The organism is Salinithrix halophila (genome assembly GCF_042650125.1).
In the GTDB taxonomy this organism is placed as follows: Bacteria; Bacillota; Bacilli; order Thermoactinomycetales; family DSM-45169; genus Salinithrix; species Salinithrix halophila.
In genome coordinates this window covers 544880-558740 of the sequence record NZ_JBHSAP010000018.1, presented here as the reverse complement: position 1 = coordinate 558740, position 13861 = coordinate 544880, and the positions used below count along the sequence as shown (strand labels likewise).

15 protein-coding genes and 1 pseudogene are annotated in these 13861 nt (G+C 51.8%); 11 read left to right on the top strand and 5 right to left on the bottom strand.

The annotated features are described in order from the left end of the window. Positions 1 to 64 precede the first annotated feature (64 nt). From ACFOUO_RS15820 to ACFOUO_RS15800, 5 genes are all read left to right on the top strand, one after another. Positions 65 to 568: a hypothetical protein gene (locus ACFOUO_RS15820; protein WP_380706102.1), complete on the top strand. Its 504-nt coding sequence runs from the start codon at positions 65 to 67 to the stop codon at positions 566 to 568. Then, a complete protein-coding gene (gene megL, locus ACFOUO_RS15815) occupies positions 456 to 1643 on the top strand; it encodes a methionine gamma-lyase (protein WP_380706101.1) in 1188 nt (395 codons plus the stop codon). The genes ACFOUO_RS15820 and megL overlap by 113 nt, the downstream gene beginning before the upstream one ends. A gap of 376 nt (positions 1644 to 2019) precedes the next feature. Then, the gene (locus ACFOUO_RS15810; protein ID WP_380706100.1) at positions 2020 to 2379 is read left to right on the top strand and encodes a hypothetical protein; all 360 of its coding nucleotides are present in this window, start codon (positions 2020 to 2022) and stop codon (positions 2377 to 2379) included. A gap of 48 nt (positions 2380 to 2427) precedes the next feature. After that, positions 2428 to 3210 (top strand): carbon-nitrogen family hydrolase, encoded by a 783-nt coding sequence (locus tag ACFOUO_RS15805; protein WP_380706099.1) that lies wholly within the window; start codon positions 2428 to 2430, stop codon positions 3208 to 3210. A gap of 162 nt (positions 3211 to 3372) precedes the next feature. Beyond that, positions 3373 to 4179 (top strand): amino acid ABC transporter substrate-binding protein, encoded by an 807-nt coding sequence (locus ACFOUO_RS15800; RefSeq protein WP_380706098.1) that lies wholly within the window; start codon positions 3373 to 3375, stop codon positions 4177 to 4179. A 63-nt stretch (positions 4180 to 4242) separates the two neighbouring features. Here ACFOUO_RS15800 and ACFOUO_RS15795 read toward each other — a convergent pair whose 3' ends face one another. Next, entirely contained in the window at positions 4243 to 4572 is a 330-nt protein-coding gene (locus tag ACFOUO_RS15795) for a hypothetical protein (protein ID WP_380706097.1), read from the bottom strand. 251 nt (positions 4573 to 4823) lie between these two features. Here ACFOUO_RS15795 and ACFOUO_RS15790 point away from each other — a divergent pair, with 251 nt between their 5' ends. Both ACFOUO_RS15790 and ACFOUO_RS15785 read left to right on the top strand, forming a co-directional pair. Beyond that, entirely contained in the window at positions 4824 to 5507 is a 684-nt protein-coding gene (locus ACFOUO_RS15790; RefSeq protein WP_380706096.1) for an amino acid ABC transporter permease, read from the top strand. Between the two features lie 20 nt (positions 5508 to 5527). Next, the gene (locus tag ACFOUO_RS15785) at positions 5528 to 6277 is read left to right on the top strand and encodes an amino acid ABC transporter ATP-binding protein (protein ID WP_380706095.1); all 750 of its coding nucleotides are present in this window, start codon (positions 5528 to 5530) and stop codon (positions 6275 to 6277) included. 64 nt (positions 6278 to 6341) lie between these two features. Here the strand turns inward: ACFOUO_RS15785 and ACFOUO_RS15780 are convergent, their stop codons facing one another. Further along, on the bottom strand, positions 6342 to 7928 hold the full coding sequence (locus tag ACFOUO_RS15780; RefSeq protein WP_380706275.1) for a sodium:solute symporter family protein: 1587 nt from the start codon (positions 7926 to 7928) through the stop codon (positions 6342 to 6344). A gap of 108 nt (positions 7929 to 8036) precedes the next feature. After that, positions 8037 to 8582 (bottom strand): choline uptake/conversion transcriptional regulator CudC, encoded by a 546-nt coding sequence (cudC, locus tag ACFOUO_RS15775; RefSeq protein ID WP_380706094.1) that lies wholly within the window; start codon positions 8580 to 8582, stop codon positions 8037 to 8039. 274 nt (positions 8583 to 8856) lie between these two features. Here cudC and betB point away from each other — a divergent pair, with 274 nt between their 5' ends. From betB to ACFOUO_RS15760, 3 genes are all read left to right on the top strand, one after another. Next, on the top strand, positions 8857 to 10314 hold the full coding sequence (betB, locus tag ACFOUO_RS15770; protein WP_380706274.1) for a betaine-aldehyde dehydrogenase: 1458 nt from the start codon (positions 8857 to 8859) through the stop codon (positions 10312 to 10314). Between the two features lie 36 nt (positions 10315 to 10350). Next, positions 10351 to 11553, top strand: coding sequence for an iron-containing alcohol dehydrogenase (locus tag ACFOUO_RS15765; RefSeq protein ID WP_380706273.1), 1203 nt, complete (start codon positions 10351 to 10353; stop codon positions 11551 to 11553). Positions 11554 to 11686: 133 nt separating this feature from the next. Next, a complete protein-coding gene (locus tag ACFOUO_RS15760; RefSeq protein WP_380706093.1) occupies positions 11687 to 12481 on the top strand; it encodes an N-acetylmuramoyl-L-alanine amidase in 795 nt (264 codons plus the stop codon). A 151-nt stretch (positions 12482 to 12632) separates the two neighbouring features. Here ACFOUO_RS15760 and ACFOUO_RS15755 read toward each other — a convergent pair whose 3' ends face one another. Then, positions 12633 to 12971 carry a DUF4115 domain-containing protein gene (locus tag ACFOUO_RS15755; RefSeq protein WP_380706272.1) on the bottom strand — a complete coding sequence of 113 codons (339 nt, stop codon included), beginning with the start codon at positions 12969 to 12971 and terminating at the stop codon, positions 12633 to 12635. A 51-nt stretch (positions 12972 to 13022) separates the two neighbouring features. Between ACFOUO_RS15755 and ACFOUO_RS15750 the strand changes: the two genes are divergently transcribed. Next, a complete protein-coding gene (locus tag ACFOUO_RS15750; RefSeq protein ID WP_380706285.1) occupies positions 13023 to 13244 on the top strand; it encodes a hypothetical protein in 222 nt (73 codons plus the stop codon). 300 nt (positions 13245 to 13544) lie between these two features. Here the strand turns inward: ACFOUO_RS15750 and ACFOUO_RS15745 are convergent. Continuing rightward, a pseudogene (locus ACFOUO_RS15745) lies at positions 13545 to 13760 on the bottom strand (helix-turn-helix domain-containing protein); the annotation flags it as partial. Between the last annotated feature and the right edge of the window lie 101 nt (positions 13761 to 13861).

Below are 13861 nucleotides of genomic sequence, written 5' to 3'. Positions count from 1 at the left end.
GCCAACGAGTACCGAGCGCTTCCTTTCCGCAGACTAGGGACAACAGCGGAAAGGGGAGAAGCTCATGACAACGACCCGATGGCGGTGCTGGGTTACGGTGGCCTGCGTTCTTTGCTTGGGCTGGGGAGGGGCCTCTCTCTCAGCGGCACAGGAGGTTCCCGGAAACCCCCAATGGATTCTTTCGGGAACCATGCGTTACATCAATGTGGAAGGCGGCTGTTGGATATTGGAGACCGACAACCGTGGTCGATACCAATTGACAGGAGATGCTTCAATTCTGAAACGCCTGCAGGTTGACGGCCTGCAGGTGACGGTCTTGGTGGAGAAGGCTCCTGGAAGCGTTGGAAAGTGCATGATCGGTCAATGGGTGCGACTGGTACGGTTGCTCCGGATCGAGAAGGCTCCATCTGAATCTTCCGGGTCGGAGACGATAGAAAAAAAGGGAGAGAGCTGTCATGGAAGAGAAAAAAGGCTTTTCCACGCGACTGGTTCATGGAGGCGGGGAGCCGTGTCCGCAGACGGGATCCCTGATTCCGCCCCTGTACCAGACTTCTACCTTCGTCTTTGACAATGTGGAACAAGGGGCAAAACGTTTTGCCGGAGAAGAAAAGGGTTATATTTACAGCCGCTTGGGCAACCCGACGCTGACCAGGCTGGAAGAAGCGTTAGCTGATTTGGAAGAGGCAGAGGCGGGGCTTGCTTTCGGTTCGGGGATGGCGGCTGTTTCTGGGGTTTTAATCGCCCTCTTGAAAAACGGGGATCACCTGCTTTGCGGGGATACGGTGTATGGATGTACCTATGGACTTCTGCGCCTCTTTCAGGAAAAATTCGGGATAGAAGTGGGGTTTGCTGATCTGTCCGCCCCGGAAGAAGCGGTAAAAGCGATACAGCCCAACACCCGGGTCATCTATCTGGAGACACCGGTCAATCCGACGATGAACCTGGTTGATCTAGAAGCTGTCTCCCGCCTGGCTCGACAGACGGGAGCATGGGTCGTGGTGGATAATACCTTTGCGACTCCGTACCTACAGCAACCTCTAAAGCTGGGTGCCGACTTTGTCGTTCACAGTGCCACGAAATACATCGGAGGACACGGGGACGTGATTGCCGGGATCACATTGGGCAAACGGGAGATCCTGGATGAGATCCGATCCACTACGCTGAAGGACATCGGCGGTGTCCTCTCTCCTTTTGATGCTTGGCTCCTGCTCAGGGGGCTTCGCACCTTAGCGGTACGTATGGACCGACACGTGGCGAACGCAAGGGAAGTGGTCCGCTTTTTGGAGAACCACCCCGCGGTTGGTGAGGTCCTCTACCCAGGCTCCCCCAATCATCCCCAGAATCGCTTAGCGAATCGGCAAATGCGAGCACCAGGTGGAGTGGTCGGTTTTCGGTTGAAGGGAGGCGAATCTGCCGCCCGGGCATTCTTGGATCGAGTCCGCCTCTGTCGTCTGACGGTAAGCCTCGGAGAGACAACCACCTTAATCCAACATCCCGCCACGATGACCCACGCTGTAGTCCCTGCTGACGCTCGGGAACAGATGGGGATTACAGGTGACCTCGTCCGGATTTCTACCGGGATTGAGGATATTCAGGATATTATCGCCGACCTTGAACAAGCACTCGATAAAGGGTCCTCGTGACCCTGTTTTTCAGGTTGTTTTTGTAGGGTTTTCTGTGCGAAAATGTTCTTGAAGCGCCCTAGATATGATGATATATTGGATCTATAAAACAGAGAAAAAAATTTAATATATTTTACACCTCCCTCTTGACAAGTGTAATCGGACAACCTTCGACAATTTTGATCGTCATTGTTAGAAAGAGAACCGCGTTTATTGTAGAAATATTGGGGATAAAGGGTGGGGAGCTGGTGGGGACAAGCCGGTGCCCGTCTAAACGGGGTTTTTAGACAGTTCTACTGATCGTTTAAAAATTTATAAAAATTAAATTATCGATTCGACATCCCAATACCTATGCAACTGGGGTGTCCCACAAAATTCAATGGCAGGTGGTAGAAGAGTGTTCCTGCACAGCCGTCGAAATCATGAGCTTAAAGACATTTTGCCCCGGATCGACGGAAACGTCCAAGCACTTCTCCGTCATGGGGACGGAACGCCAGGCGAAGTAGAGTGGATTCTCGAAAATGTCCAGGATATCCAGGACACCTTGCATCAAAGGGATTTGGCCGGGAGATACCCCCAGGTTCACGAAGTGGTCAGCTTTCTCTACCTCAGTTGTTTCAGCCTCCTTTACATGGAAGGGGAGTCCTTCCACACATACCAAAAAGAAGTAAAACGCCGTTATAAGAACTTGCTTCGGTCTCTTTATTTTTTTCCCAAATATCCGGCCCGGACGGGGAGGCAAATCAGCAATCTTTGACCATGGCAAAACGCAGGTTTGTTCACCAAGTGAGAGGAGACTTCAACCATGCGCATCTCACTCATCCAGATGAATGTCTCGTTCGGTCAACCGGAAGAAAACTGGCAAAGGGTTAAGGAACGGGTGGCCCAGACCATGGCAGAAAGCCGACCGGATGTGGTGGCTCTCCCTGAGATGTGGAATACAGCCTATGACCTGCCCCGATTTGAATCGATTGCCGACCGTGGGGACCTGCGGCGAAAACTGGCGGAATTGGCCCGCGAACACGGAATCACCCTGATGGCCGGATCTATCGGAGAACAGGATGATACGGGTTGCTACAACGCTAGCTACATCTTCGCCTCTGATGGCTCGGAGTTGGCCCGTTATCGGAAGCTTCACCTCTTCCGTTTGATGGGGGAAGAAAAAGTTTTGAAACCGGGTGGGGACGGTCGAGTTCTCTTCCCTGTAGGGGAGGGACGAGGTGGGGTGATTATCTGTTACGACCTCCGTTTTCCGGAGATGGTCCGCTCCTTGGCTCTGGACGGGGCCCAGTGTCTGTTTGTTCCTGCCCAGTGGCCCCATCCCCGACTCAATCATTGGAGAGTGTTGAATCAAGCTCGAGCCATCGAAAACCAGATGGTGGTAGTCGCAGTAAACCGAGTGGGTTCTGACCCGAACAACACCTTCTGCGGTCATTCGATGGTCATTGATCCCTGGGGGAATATCCTGGCGGAAGCAGCAGAAGGAGAAGAAATCCTAACGGTCGATTTGGACCTGTCGGAAGTGGAGCAGGTTCGTCGGAAAATCCCCGTCTTTGAAGATCGCATCCCTGGTCAGTATCGGAATTGAAACGGAAAAAGGGTAAAGGAGCCTCGGGTTCCTTTACCCTTTTTTTGGAGAAAATAAGGGGCAGAAGCCGCGTTGACAGGGAAAAGGGACTTCGCTATGATGAGAAAGACCTATATACAGGTAAATCCGATGAATTAACTATGATTTATGGGGGGCAGTCTGATGAAACGATGGATGATAGCAATCGGGATGATCATTCCGTTGCTGGTACTCGGTGCCTGTGGTGGTGGCGGGGGAGAGCAGGAAGGTGCGAAAAACACAGGCAATCTGCTTTCCGATATCAAGAAGCGGGGGGAAATCCGAATCGGAACGGAGGGAACCTATAGACCCTTCAGCTTCCGGGAAAAGAAAAACAACAAACTGACCGGTTACGATATCGATGTTGCCCGTGAGGTGGCTCGACGGATGGGGGTCAAGGCCAAGTTTGTGGAAACTCCCTGGGATTCGATGCTGACGGGCCTTTCCACTGGACGCTTCGACATGGTGGCCAACCAGGTAGGGATCAAGAAAGAGCGGAAGGAAAAATTTGACTTCAGCCAGCCTTACTCTGTTTCCTACGCCGCCATCGTGGTTCACAAAGACAACAACGATATCAAGGGGATTGGCGATGTGAAAGGGAAGCGGGCAGCCCAGACCCCTACCAGCAACTATGGAGAGATGGCTCAGAAGGCAGGAGCCGAGATCGTCTCCTATGAAGACATGATGACGGCGATGCAGGATGTAGCGGCTAAACGAGCCGACTTGAGCATGAATGACCGCCTGGCTGTGGCAGAAATGCTGAAAACACGCGATCTGCCCTTGAAAAAGGTAGGCAAACCGATGGAGAAGTCGGAGAGTGCTTTCCCGGTACCCAAGGGGAATGAAGACCTGGTAAAGGAGATTAACAAAGCCTTGGATGGGATGCGTAAAGACGGCACGCTCACAAAGATCTCCAAAAAGTGGTTTGGGGAGGATGTTTCCAAACCGTAGAGCTCTAAAAAATCCTCCGGATCACCGGAGGATTTTTTCATGAGAAGAGGGTGATCCTTCCCATCAATAATAATCGCCATCAGGTTTCTGTTCGGTCGATTTCAGCTTTGGTTGAATCGATTCAGGGGGGTCGGACTCTGAGGAATCAAAGACGGTTACCAAAGGTTCCCTTTCGATCTCGATCGTCTCGGGCAATGCCGTCACTTTTTCAGCCTCTTCTTGTTGTTTTAGATTGACTTTTTGCACTTCGACGGTATGAACCTCTTTCCGGATATGAATCGAATTCAGTTCATAATATTTCTCCAACACCTTCCTAAGATCACGGTGGAAAGCTTCTCTGTCGATCCCCTCATATTCCCGGGCGATATCGATCTGGATATCCAGCTTGCGCATGCCGGTTGTGCCCTCCCATGCTGATTTCATCGGATTCTCTTTCCCATTCCATACTACGCCAAAGAAAGGACGGGGACAATATCCTACAGGGAAAAGGGTTTAAACAGGGGAACATCCGGATAGAAGAGAGAAGGCGAAAATCGTTTGACAAGGGAGGCATCCTGCCGGATAATTAGGTCGTTATCCGTGAAAAACCGATCAAATTACTCGAGAATAAGCAGCGGCCAAATAGCAGAAAGGTTGGAAGGCTTATGATAGCAAATATCCAATGGGAGAACCTTTTCGATCCCCAATTGGCAGCGGAATCATTTCCCTTTGTATTACAGGGGATTGGGTATACGCTCTTGCTAAGTTTCCTTACGATGATTATCGGTCTCATTCTCGGCCTGATCACTGCAGTGGGGCGAATGTCAAAGAAAATCTGGTTTCGCTGGCCTGCCCGGGCTTATATCTCCATCATTCGCGGGACTCCTCTCCTGGTGCAATTGTTCATTCTATACTATGGCCTGCCTGTGGTGGGAATTCGGTTGACTGCTGTGTCCGCGGCTATCATCGGGCTCTCTCTTAACGTGGGGGGGTATGCGGCGGAAACCATTCGTGGCGCCATCCTTTCCATCCCCCGGGGGCAATGGGAGGCCGCTCAGTCGATGAACATGTCCTATTGGCAGACGATGCGACGTATTATCATACCACAGTCTGTTCGGGTTGCATTGCCGCCGCTGGCTAATACCTTTCTCAGCCTAGTCAAGGATACGGCTCTCCTTTCCGTGATTACGGTGCCGGAAATGCTCTACCAGGCCAAGATCATCGGGGGACGTTCTTTCGACTACATGACCATGTTTATCTTGGTGGCAGCGATGTATTGGGTGATCTGTACGCTTCTCAATGTCGTACAGGATTACCTGGAAAAACGCTACGGACGGTTTGCCGCCTAACAACGGGGAGGGAGCGCCATATGATTACCACTGAACGATTAACGAAGCGATTTGGGGACTTGGAAGTGCTGAAGGGGATCAACCTCCAGGTAGAAAAAGGACAGGTCCTCTGTGTTATCGGTCCCAGCGGATCCGGTAAATCAACGCTGCTCCGTTGCCTAAACCTGCTGGAAACGCCTACTTCCGGAAAGATCACTGTGGGGGGGGCAACCGTCTCCTTCGGGGATAAATCCCCTCGGGAACGGGAAATACGCGCCCTGCGGGGAAAGACAGGGATGGTATTTCAGAATTTTAATCTGTTTCCTCATAAAACAGCGCTAGAGAATGTAATAGAAGGTCCGCTAGTGGTTAAGAGGGCGGATAAGTCTCGGATGCAGGAGCGTGGCCGCCAACTCCTCGCCAAGGTGGGTCTTGCCGACAAAGAAGACGCTTATCCTTCCCAGCTTTCCGGTGGCCAACAACAGCGGGTTGCCATCGCCAGGGCTTTAGGCATGGAACCGGAGGTACTTCTCTTTGATGAACCAACCTCCGCTCTCGACCCGGAACTGATCGGTGAAGTGCTGGTTACGATGAAGGAATTGGCAGAAGAGAACCAAACGATGGTGATTGTCACCCATGAGATGGGTTTTGCCCGAGATGTATCCGATCAGGTGATCTTCATGGACGGCGGTACGATCGTTGAATCAGGTGAGCCGACTCAGATTTTTTCCAATCCGGAGCAAGAACGGACCCGGCAGTTTCTGGCCAAACTGTTGGCGGAAACGCCCTAAAAGCCCCAACACAAAAAAACGCCGACCCTCATAGGGGTCGGCGTTTTGAATGGCTGTTTTTTCATCAAATTTTATTCAGGTTTTTCAACGGACGGGGCGGACAGATTTTGCTCGTCAGCAGGGAAACCACAAAAATGGTGACCAGGCTGGAGACCATCGCCAACGTCCGGAAAGGGAAGAGAACCACGCCGTCCTCCACCATCGGGTAAGGAAGGAAACTGGGGATTCCCAACACAGGTTCTCCTCCGCCGAAGCGCAGGATTACTGCGACGATCAGACCGGCAGCGGAACCGTATTTATTGGCTCCCTTGAAAAACAGGGCCATGGTCAATTGGGGGAAGAGAATGCAGTAAACGAAGTCACTGGCTAAATACCATAGTTCGTAAACACTTTTGACGTTGAGAGCAATCAGTGTAGCGGCCACACCCACGAGGACGATGGCACGTTTGATGATTTTCTGAAGTTGCTCGGAGCTTGCTTTGGGTTTGATCAAGGGGCGGTAAATGTTCCAAGACGCCAGGGAAGATGCAGAAAGAATGGAGGAATCGACGGAGGACATGACCGCTGCGGCCAAAGCTCCGAGACCGATCGCACCTACGACGCCAGGAGTCAGATAGCTGAGCACATAGGGAAGAATCATGGCGGGATTCTCCGGTTCGCTCACCCCGAGGGCCGCCCAATCGACATTGAATCCGACAACCCCGATCAAAACGGCAGGGACAGCTGCCACCAGGGCCCAAAAGCCCGCGAGGAGGGAAAGCCACATAGCTGCATTTTCACTCCGTGCAGAAAGCACGCGCTGGAAGTAAACCTGCCAGGGAATTCCTCCGAAGATCAGAAGGAGGGCATAATCCCACCAGTTCCAGTAGTACGCACCCCAATCGGGATCTTTCCAACCGTCCAGCGGGGGGAACAGATTGGCATAGTTGGTGCCGGTTTTCTCCATCCCGGCAACGTAGTTGGACCAAATTTCGCTTAGGCCCCCGTTTTCCCCCCCGATAACGAAGGGGAGAACGAGAAACAACCCGGCGATGATAATGATGAACTGAAGAACGTCGGTGTAGGCGACAGACCAGAGACCACCTACAACGGTATAAGCGATGGCGATGGTAGCGGAGAGGATGATGGAAGTCGTGAAATCCAGGCCCAGGATGGTTCCGAAGGTGGTACCGAGGGCGGTCAGAATCGCACCGCTCCAGAAAATCTCCCCAGCGAGGGCCGGCAGGAACAGGAAACCGGTGATTCGTCTGCCGAAACGGGCTTCCAACGGATCCAACATCGTGGTGAATTGGTAACGGCGCATCTTTCTTGCATAGAAGATCCCGCCGATAATAAGGCTCAAGGCGTATCCCCACGGCGCCTGTGCCCATACCAAGCCGCTGGCATAGGTGGCTTCCGCCGTTCCGTTGATGTATCCACCGCCCACCCAGGTGGCGGCCATAGTGAACATCGAGATCCAAAGGGGGATTTGCCTTCCACCCAGCATCATGTCGCTCAGATTGTCACTTTTATTACCGGCGGTTACAGCGCCGATATAGTAAACGAGGGCATAAAAGAGCAACATGAACAGAAGACCGCCCCATTGAACCTGGCGACCAGTGAAACTGGCATAGGCCACCACAAAAACAAAGACCAGCAAGATACCCAGCATTCCGACTTTACCAGGAGATTTCCAGAATGATTTTTTCTCTTCAACGGTATTATCCACGTTGGCAATCAACTCCTTGATTGTTAGATGGGATAAAAGGAAAGGATGTGTTCAGTCGGCTTCCTTTGGTACGGGAACGTGGTTAAAGATTTCACCACTCTCAAAAACGTCCACCAGGTTTCTGAGCCAATGATAATACTGCTTCGCATGAGAGAGCCGTTTAAGATCGGCCTCCAGTTTTTGGGCATCTTCTGGTGAGGTACTCTCGTCGGCCAACAAGCGATTCAGATTTTTTTCTGTCCGGGCAAGGGCACGTTGGTTCAACTCAATTTCTTGTTCCCACATCCCACAGAAAAATTCGACAAAAGAGCTTACCTGATCGTGTTCCGCCTCGTAAAGATCCTTGCGGACGCCTTTTTGCCACTTTTTGTGGACCAATTTCAGACGGGATAAGGCACGCACTCCCGTACTCATGCTCGTTTTGCTCATCCCGGTCAAATCCATCATTTGGTCTAATGTCATGGGCTCATCCTGAAACAGCATAATGCCATACAGCCGTCCCATGGATGGGCTAAGACCGTACATCTCCATGGTTTCCGCTAGGGATTCAATATAATCACGGCGCGCTTCTTCAATTTTCATATTGTGGGATCCCACTGCAGACACTCCTTACAGAGGCGGGTTTCACCTTAAGGTACCCAAAAACGTCCGGAACGAATCGTTTATTCCGTTTTTTTTGTATGGACGTTACACATACTATCACATGAAAAATCCTTGTCAAATGAAATGGAAAGCACCAATTGGGCACATTCTAAAAAGGGTACAGGGGTTGCCAAAGGAAATAGGGAATGTTATTCTTGCAGGCGAAACGGTTCATACAGAAAAAACTGTATAAACAAAAATAGGGGTGAATGCCTTGAAACCGAAAAAGATGGTGATCGACGGAGAGTGGGTCGCAGCCCATAACGGGCAAACGAGGGAAATCATCAACCCCTTCAACCAGGAAATCATTGCAGTCGTACCTGAAGGGGATCGTGAAGATGCCAAACGTGCGATCCAAGCGGCTCGTCGGGCATTCGACCACGGTGAATGGCCTCATATGCCCGCTGCAGATCGCGGCAAAAAGTTGTTCAAAGTCGCAGAATTGATCGATCAAAACAATGAAAAACTGGCTGAGTTGGAAACGCTGGATACCGGGAAAACGCTGGTGGAGAGCCGGGCCGATATGGAAGATATCGCCGGTGTATTTCGCTATTATGCGGGTCTAGCTGATAAGGATGGGGGAGAAACGATCGAACCCCCGATGCCTGACGCCGTCAGCCGGGTTGTACGTGAACCCGTCGGTGTCTGCGGAATGATCACACCTTGGAATTACCCCCTCCTCCAAGCATCCTGGAAGCTGGCTCCGGCTCTAGCTGCCGGTTGTACGCTGGTGCTGAAGCCGAGTGAGATCACGCCGCTGACGACCTTGAAGATTGCGGAATTGATGGAAGAGGTCGGCTTCCCCAAAGGGGTCGTCAACATCGTCACCGGCCCGGGAGCTACTGTGGGGGCGGAATTGTCCGAATCCGATCAAGTAGACCTCATCTCCTTTACCGGTGGGATTGAAACGGGTCGCAAGATCATGCAGGCGGCTTCGGGTAATATGAAAAAAATCGCCCTCGAACTGGGCGGGAAAAACCCTAATATCGTCTTTGCCGACAGTGATTTCGAGACGACAGTGGATTACGCGATGAATGCGGTCTATTTTCATGCTGGGCAAGTCTGCTCCGCAGGCGCCCGCCTGATTGTCGAGGAAAGCCTTCATGATAAGCTGGTGAACGAGCTTCTGAAACGGGTCAAGCGGATTCAGTTGGGTAACGGGATGGACGAATCCACCCAGATGGGCCCCCTCACCTCCGCAGAACATCGTGCGAAGGTGGAACGTTATATTGCGATCGGGAAAGAGGAAGGAGCCAAACTGCTGATTGGTGGGAAACGCCCGGAGGGTAAGGAGTATGAGAAGGGGTTTTTCCTGGAGCCGACCGTCTTTGACGGTTGTGACACCAAGATGCGGATCGTTCAGGAAGAAACCTTCGGCCCGATCCTGACCATCGAAACATTCCGCACGGAAGAAGAAGCGGTCCGGATTGCGAATGATTCCGTGTATGGATTAGCGGGAGCCATCTGGACGCAGGATTTGAACCGTGCCCAGCGTGTCAGCAAGAGCTTGCGAATGGGGACGGTTTGGATCAACGACTTCCACCCCTACTTCCCGCAAGCGCCATGGGGTGGTTACAAACAGTCCGGGATCGGTCGTGAATTGGGCAAAACTGGTCTTGAGGAGTACACGGAACAGAAGCATATCTTCCAAAATTTGAACCCACAGCCGATGGGCTGGTTTAAGTAATTATCATCACACATCAAAAGGAGTTGACTTGATATGATGCGTTTTGAGCAGATGATGGAAATGAAAGAGTTTGTTATGCCGACCAAGGTCGTTACAGGTATTGGAGCATCGAGAAAAGCTGCCGATGAAATCAAGGCCCTGGGTGTGACCAAAGCGATGATCGTGACGGATAAAGGCATTTATAAAGCCGGTATTGTCGACCCCATCGCTTCGGCCCTCAAGGAAGCCGGAATGGAAGTCCATATCTTCCATGAAATCCAGGGTGAGCCCGACACAGAACTAATTGCCAAAGGCAGCGGGATCTTCAAAGAGCAAGGTTGTGACGGTCTGGTTGCTATCGGCGGCGGCAGCTCCATGGATACCGCTAAGGCGATCGGTGTGGAGGTTGTCCATCCTGAACCGCTTCTCACCTATGAGGCCTCCGAAAACGGCAAACCGCTGGAAAAGCGGATCCCGCCGTTGACCACGATCCCGACCACCGCCGGTACCGGTTCCGAGGTCACTCAATGGGCCGTAATCAAGGATCCTGTCCGTGAAATTAAGTTTAATGTTGGCGGTCCGTTGATCCCGGCGCACTTGGCTATCATTGACCCGGAACTCCATCTTTCCATGCCGCCGCACATTACTGCGGCTACCGGGGTAGACGCTCTCTCCCACGCCATCGAGTGCTACACGATGCACCAATCCCAGCCAATCACCGATGCGGTGGCACTTTTGGCGATTGAATATGTGGCAAAATATCTGCGCCGTGCCTATGCGAACGGCAATGACATCGAAGCCCGTTACGGGATGGCCCAAGCCGCGATGCTGGCCGGCCTTTCCTACGGAAGCGATTCTGCCGGTGCCGCTCACGCCATGGCCCAAACCCTGGGTGGTATGGTCCCCGTAATGCACGGTCAGTGCGTGTCCGCTATGTTGCCTCCGGTGATGGAATACAACTGGATGGGTTGTCCTGACAAGTTTGCCCGGATCGCGAAAGCCATGGGTGTTGACACGGAGGGTATGACCACTGAAGAAGCTGCCAAGTCAGCCGTTCTTGAAGTGGAAAGCCTGGTGGCAGAGGTTAACATTCCGACCCTGCTTGAACAGGGAGTAGACCCTGAACAGGTCGACCGTTATGCCCAAGCGGCATTCGAAGATCCGCAAACCTTCGGTAACCCCCGCGTGATCAAAAGTGTGGAAGACTACAAGTGGATTTACCGGCGTTGCCTCGGTCTAGAAGAAACGACGATCTACTAAGGACTCACGATTTGTAAAAATACCTGGCCATCGAGCCGGGTATTTTTGTACTTTTTTAGGTATCTGTTTCCACTCTTTCCTATGGCGGGCCACCTGTGATTTTCATAGATTATAAGTAAGAGGTGGTTGAATCATGACGAAAATCGTCATTGATCCGGGCCACGGGGGCAGAGATACGGGAGCCGTCTATGGAGAATGCCGAGAGAAGGACTTCACCCTTCAAATCGCCCTTAAAGTCCGGGATTATCTAAAAAGCCGTTATGTGGCGGAAGTGTTGATGACCCGCACCACGGATAAGACAGTCAGTCTGACGGCACGGACCGACTTTGCGAACCGTAACAAAGCGAACTACTACTGTTCTATCCATATCAATGCCGGGGGTGGAACTGGCTGGGAAAGCTATATCTACAACGGTTCCGTTTCCAACTTTACGAAATCCGCCCGGAATACCATCCACTCTACAGTCATGAATGTCATCGGTCCCCAATACGGAGTGAGGGATCGTGGGAAAAAACGGGCCAATTTTCATGTGTTGAGGGAGTCCCATATGCCCGCTATCTTGATGGAAAATATGTTCATCGATACGGAGCGGGACCGGAATCTCCTCCGTAGTCAGGCATTCATCTCGGACCTGGCTAACGGGATCGGAGCAGGATTGGCTAAAGCACTCCAACTCTCTCCAAAGGCGAGGGAGAGATTCTACAAGGTTATTGCGGGATCATTCTTGATTCCACAGAATGCTTTCAACCGTCAGTCTTTCCTTCGCTCGAAAGGGATCGGATCAATCATTGTGAAAAAGGTCGTGTCGGGAAAAACCGTTTATCGGGTGCAGGCGGGAGCTTTCCGGAAGCGTGCCAATGCAGAGGCCCGTTTACAAGCGGTGAAGAAGCTGGGGATCAGCGACGCTTTTATCCTGGTTGAACGTTGATTCCCCTCAATTTTTTCTGAAAAATAAGATATCTAAGAATGGAGACCGACTTATCCTGTACCCGACGCCTTACCAACAACTGTCAGCCCCGCTATTGATCAGGGGATGATAAATCGGATCTTCTTTGAATAATGCAAGAGTAGGGTTACCCCTACTCTTTTTTGTGGATTTGGATGGTTTTTGTCGGCTTGATAGCCTGGCCGTTGATGGTTAGTTCCACGCCCTCAGGAACGCCCAGTGAGATCCACAGATCCGTTGTCACGCTTTCAGGATGGCGGAAGCGGAAACGCTCGCCCTTGGTAAGCGTAACGTCCCTCAAGTAGCCTCCGTTTTCATTCTCTCTTATTTGGAGCCAGGACTCTTGGTTGGCCTTGACCTGCAAGAGAAGGTTCTGGTTGTTTTTTACTTCGTATTCACTTTTCCCGCTTTCTTCATCCCGGTTGAGCAGGGCCATACCCTCCGGTGCTGAAGCTTGTGCTTCCCCGGTCATAGAAGGTGTATTTTCCACCTGTTCTCCTTGATTTTCATTAGAAGGTACCGGTTGGGCAGAGAAGAATCCGGATATCCACAATGCGGCGGGGATGAGAAAGAAGGTGACACAGGCTGCAACCAGGAGAGGGTGGCGGAGGATGCTAGCGACAACAGCTTTCCGCCGTCGGCCCGTTCGTCTTTTATGGGGCTGAGGATTGGCCATACTCGGGCTGTTTCCAAGGGGGACGGATGGACGGGGTGGATGACTGTTTCGATTCAAGGGCGCAGTTAAATAGCGGCCAGTGGTTCCCCTAACGGGAGGGGTCCTTCCCGTATCTGATAGCGGGGGGCGATGAAATTTCCCACTTCCGCCGTACCTATCCGTATTGGGTAAGTTTCTCGAGGGAAAGGTTTCGGAGAAACTCCTTTCCTGTGGAGGAGAATGGAAAGGACCTGTTTTTGTAACGGATGGTTTCTGAAAGGGTTTTGTTTCGGGATTCCATTCGCTTCGAGAGGGCTCCGGCAGGGAAGTAAACCGACCGGTAACCTCCTGCTCCGATGACCGGTATTTTTTCAGGAGCGAGGTAGGTTCAAGCCCGATTTGGGTTGCATAGGAACGAAGGTAGGAACGAACATAGAAAGGACTGGGAAGCCGGTCAAAGGCCCCCATCTCTAGAGAGTTCAGCTCATCCCGATGAAGGTGGGTTCTAGCCGCCACTTCCTCAAGGGAGAGGCCTGCCTCTTCTCTAGCGTGCCGTAATTGGTTTCCGATTTCCTTCCACACATCAGGCACCTCCAAAACAGGCATGGTTTGCATGAGTTTCTATCATGATCAGCGGAAAAAATTTCATGTCAGCTTGATTAGGGTTCCGTTAAAGACGCTTATTCTTTCGTTATAAGATACCATGC

Bases quoted from the DNA above. Each gene is read 5' to 3' on its own strand.
- ACFOUO_RS15780 (WP_380706275.1), bottom strand. From the start codon at position 7,928: ATGCTGGGTATCTTGCTGGTCTTTGTTTTTGTGGTGGCCTATGCCAGT.
- ACFOUO_RS15785 (WP_380706095.1), top strand. From the start codon at position 5,528: ATGATTACCACTGAACGATTAACGAAGCGATTTGGGGACTTGGAAGTG.
- ACFOUO_RS15755 (WP_380706272.1), bottom strand. From the start codon at position 12,971: ATGACCGGGGAAGCACAAGCTTCAGCACCGGAGGGTATGGCCCTGCTC.
- megL (WP_380706101.1), top strand. From the start codon at position 456: ATGGAAGAGAAAAAAGGCTTTTCCACGCGACTGGTTCATGGAGGCGGG.
- ACFOUO_RS15820 (WP_380706102.1), top strand. From the start codon at position 65: ATGACAACGACCCGATGGCGGTGCTGGGTTACGGTGGCCTGCGTTCTT.
- ACFOUO_RS15760 (WP_380706093.1), top strand. From the start codon at position 11,687: ATGACGAAAATCGTCATTGATCCGGGCCACGGGGGCAGAGATACGGGA.
- ACFOUO_RS15765 (WP_380706273.1), top strand. From the start codon at position 10,351: ATGCGTTTTGAGCAGATGATGGAAATGAAAGAGTTTGTTATGCCGACC.
- betB (WP_380706274.1), top strand. From the start codon at position 8,857: ATGGTGATCGACGGAGAGTGGGTCGCAGCCCATAACGGGCAAACGAGG.
- ACFOUO_RS15795 (WP_380706097.1), bottom strand. From the start codon at position 4,572: ATGCGCAAGCTGGATATCCAGATCGATATCGCCCGGGAATATGAGGGG.
- ACFOUO_RS15805 (WP_380706099.1), top strand. From the start codon at position 2,428: ATGCGCATCTCACTCATCCAGATGAATGTCTCGTTCGGTCAACCGGAA.
- ACFOUO_RS15790 (WP_380706096.1), top strand. From the start codon at position 4,824: ATGATAGCAAATATCCAATGGGAGAACCTTTTCGATCCCCAATTGGCA.
- ACFOUO_RS15800 (WP_380706098.1), top strand. From the start codon at position 3,373: ATGAAACGATGGATGATAGCAATCGGGATGATCATTCCGTTGCTGGTA.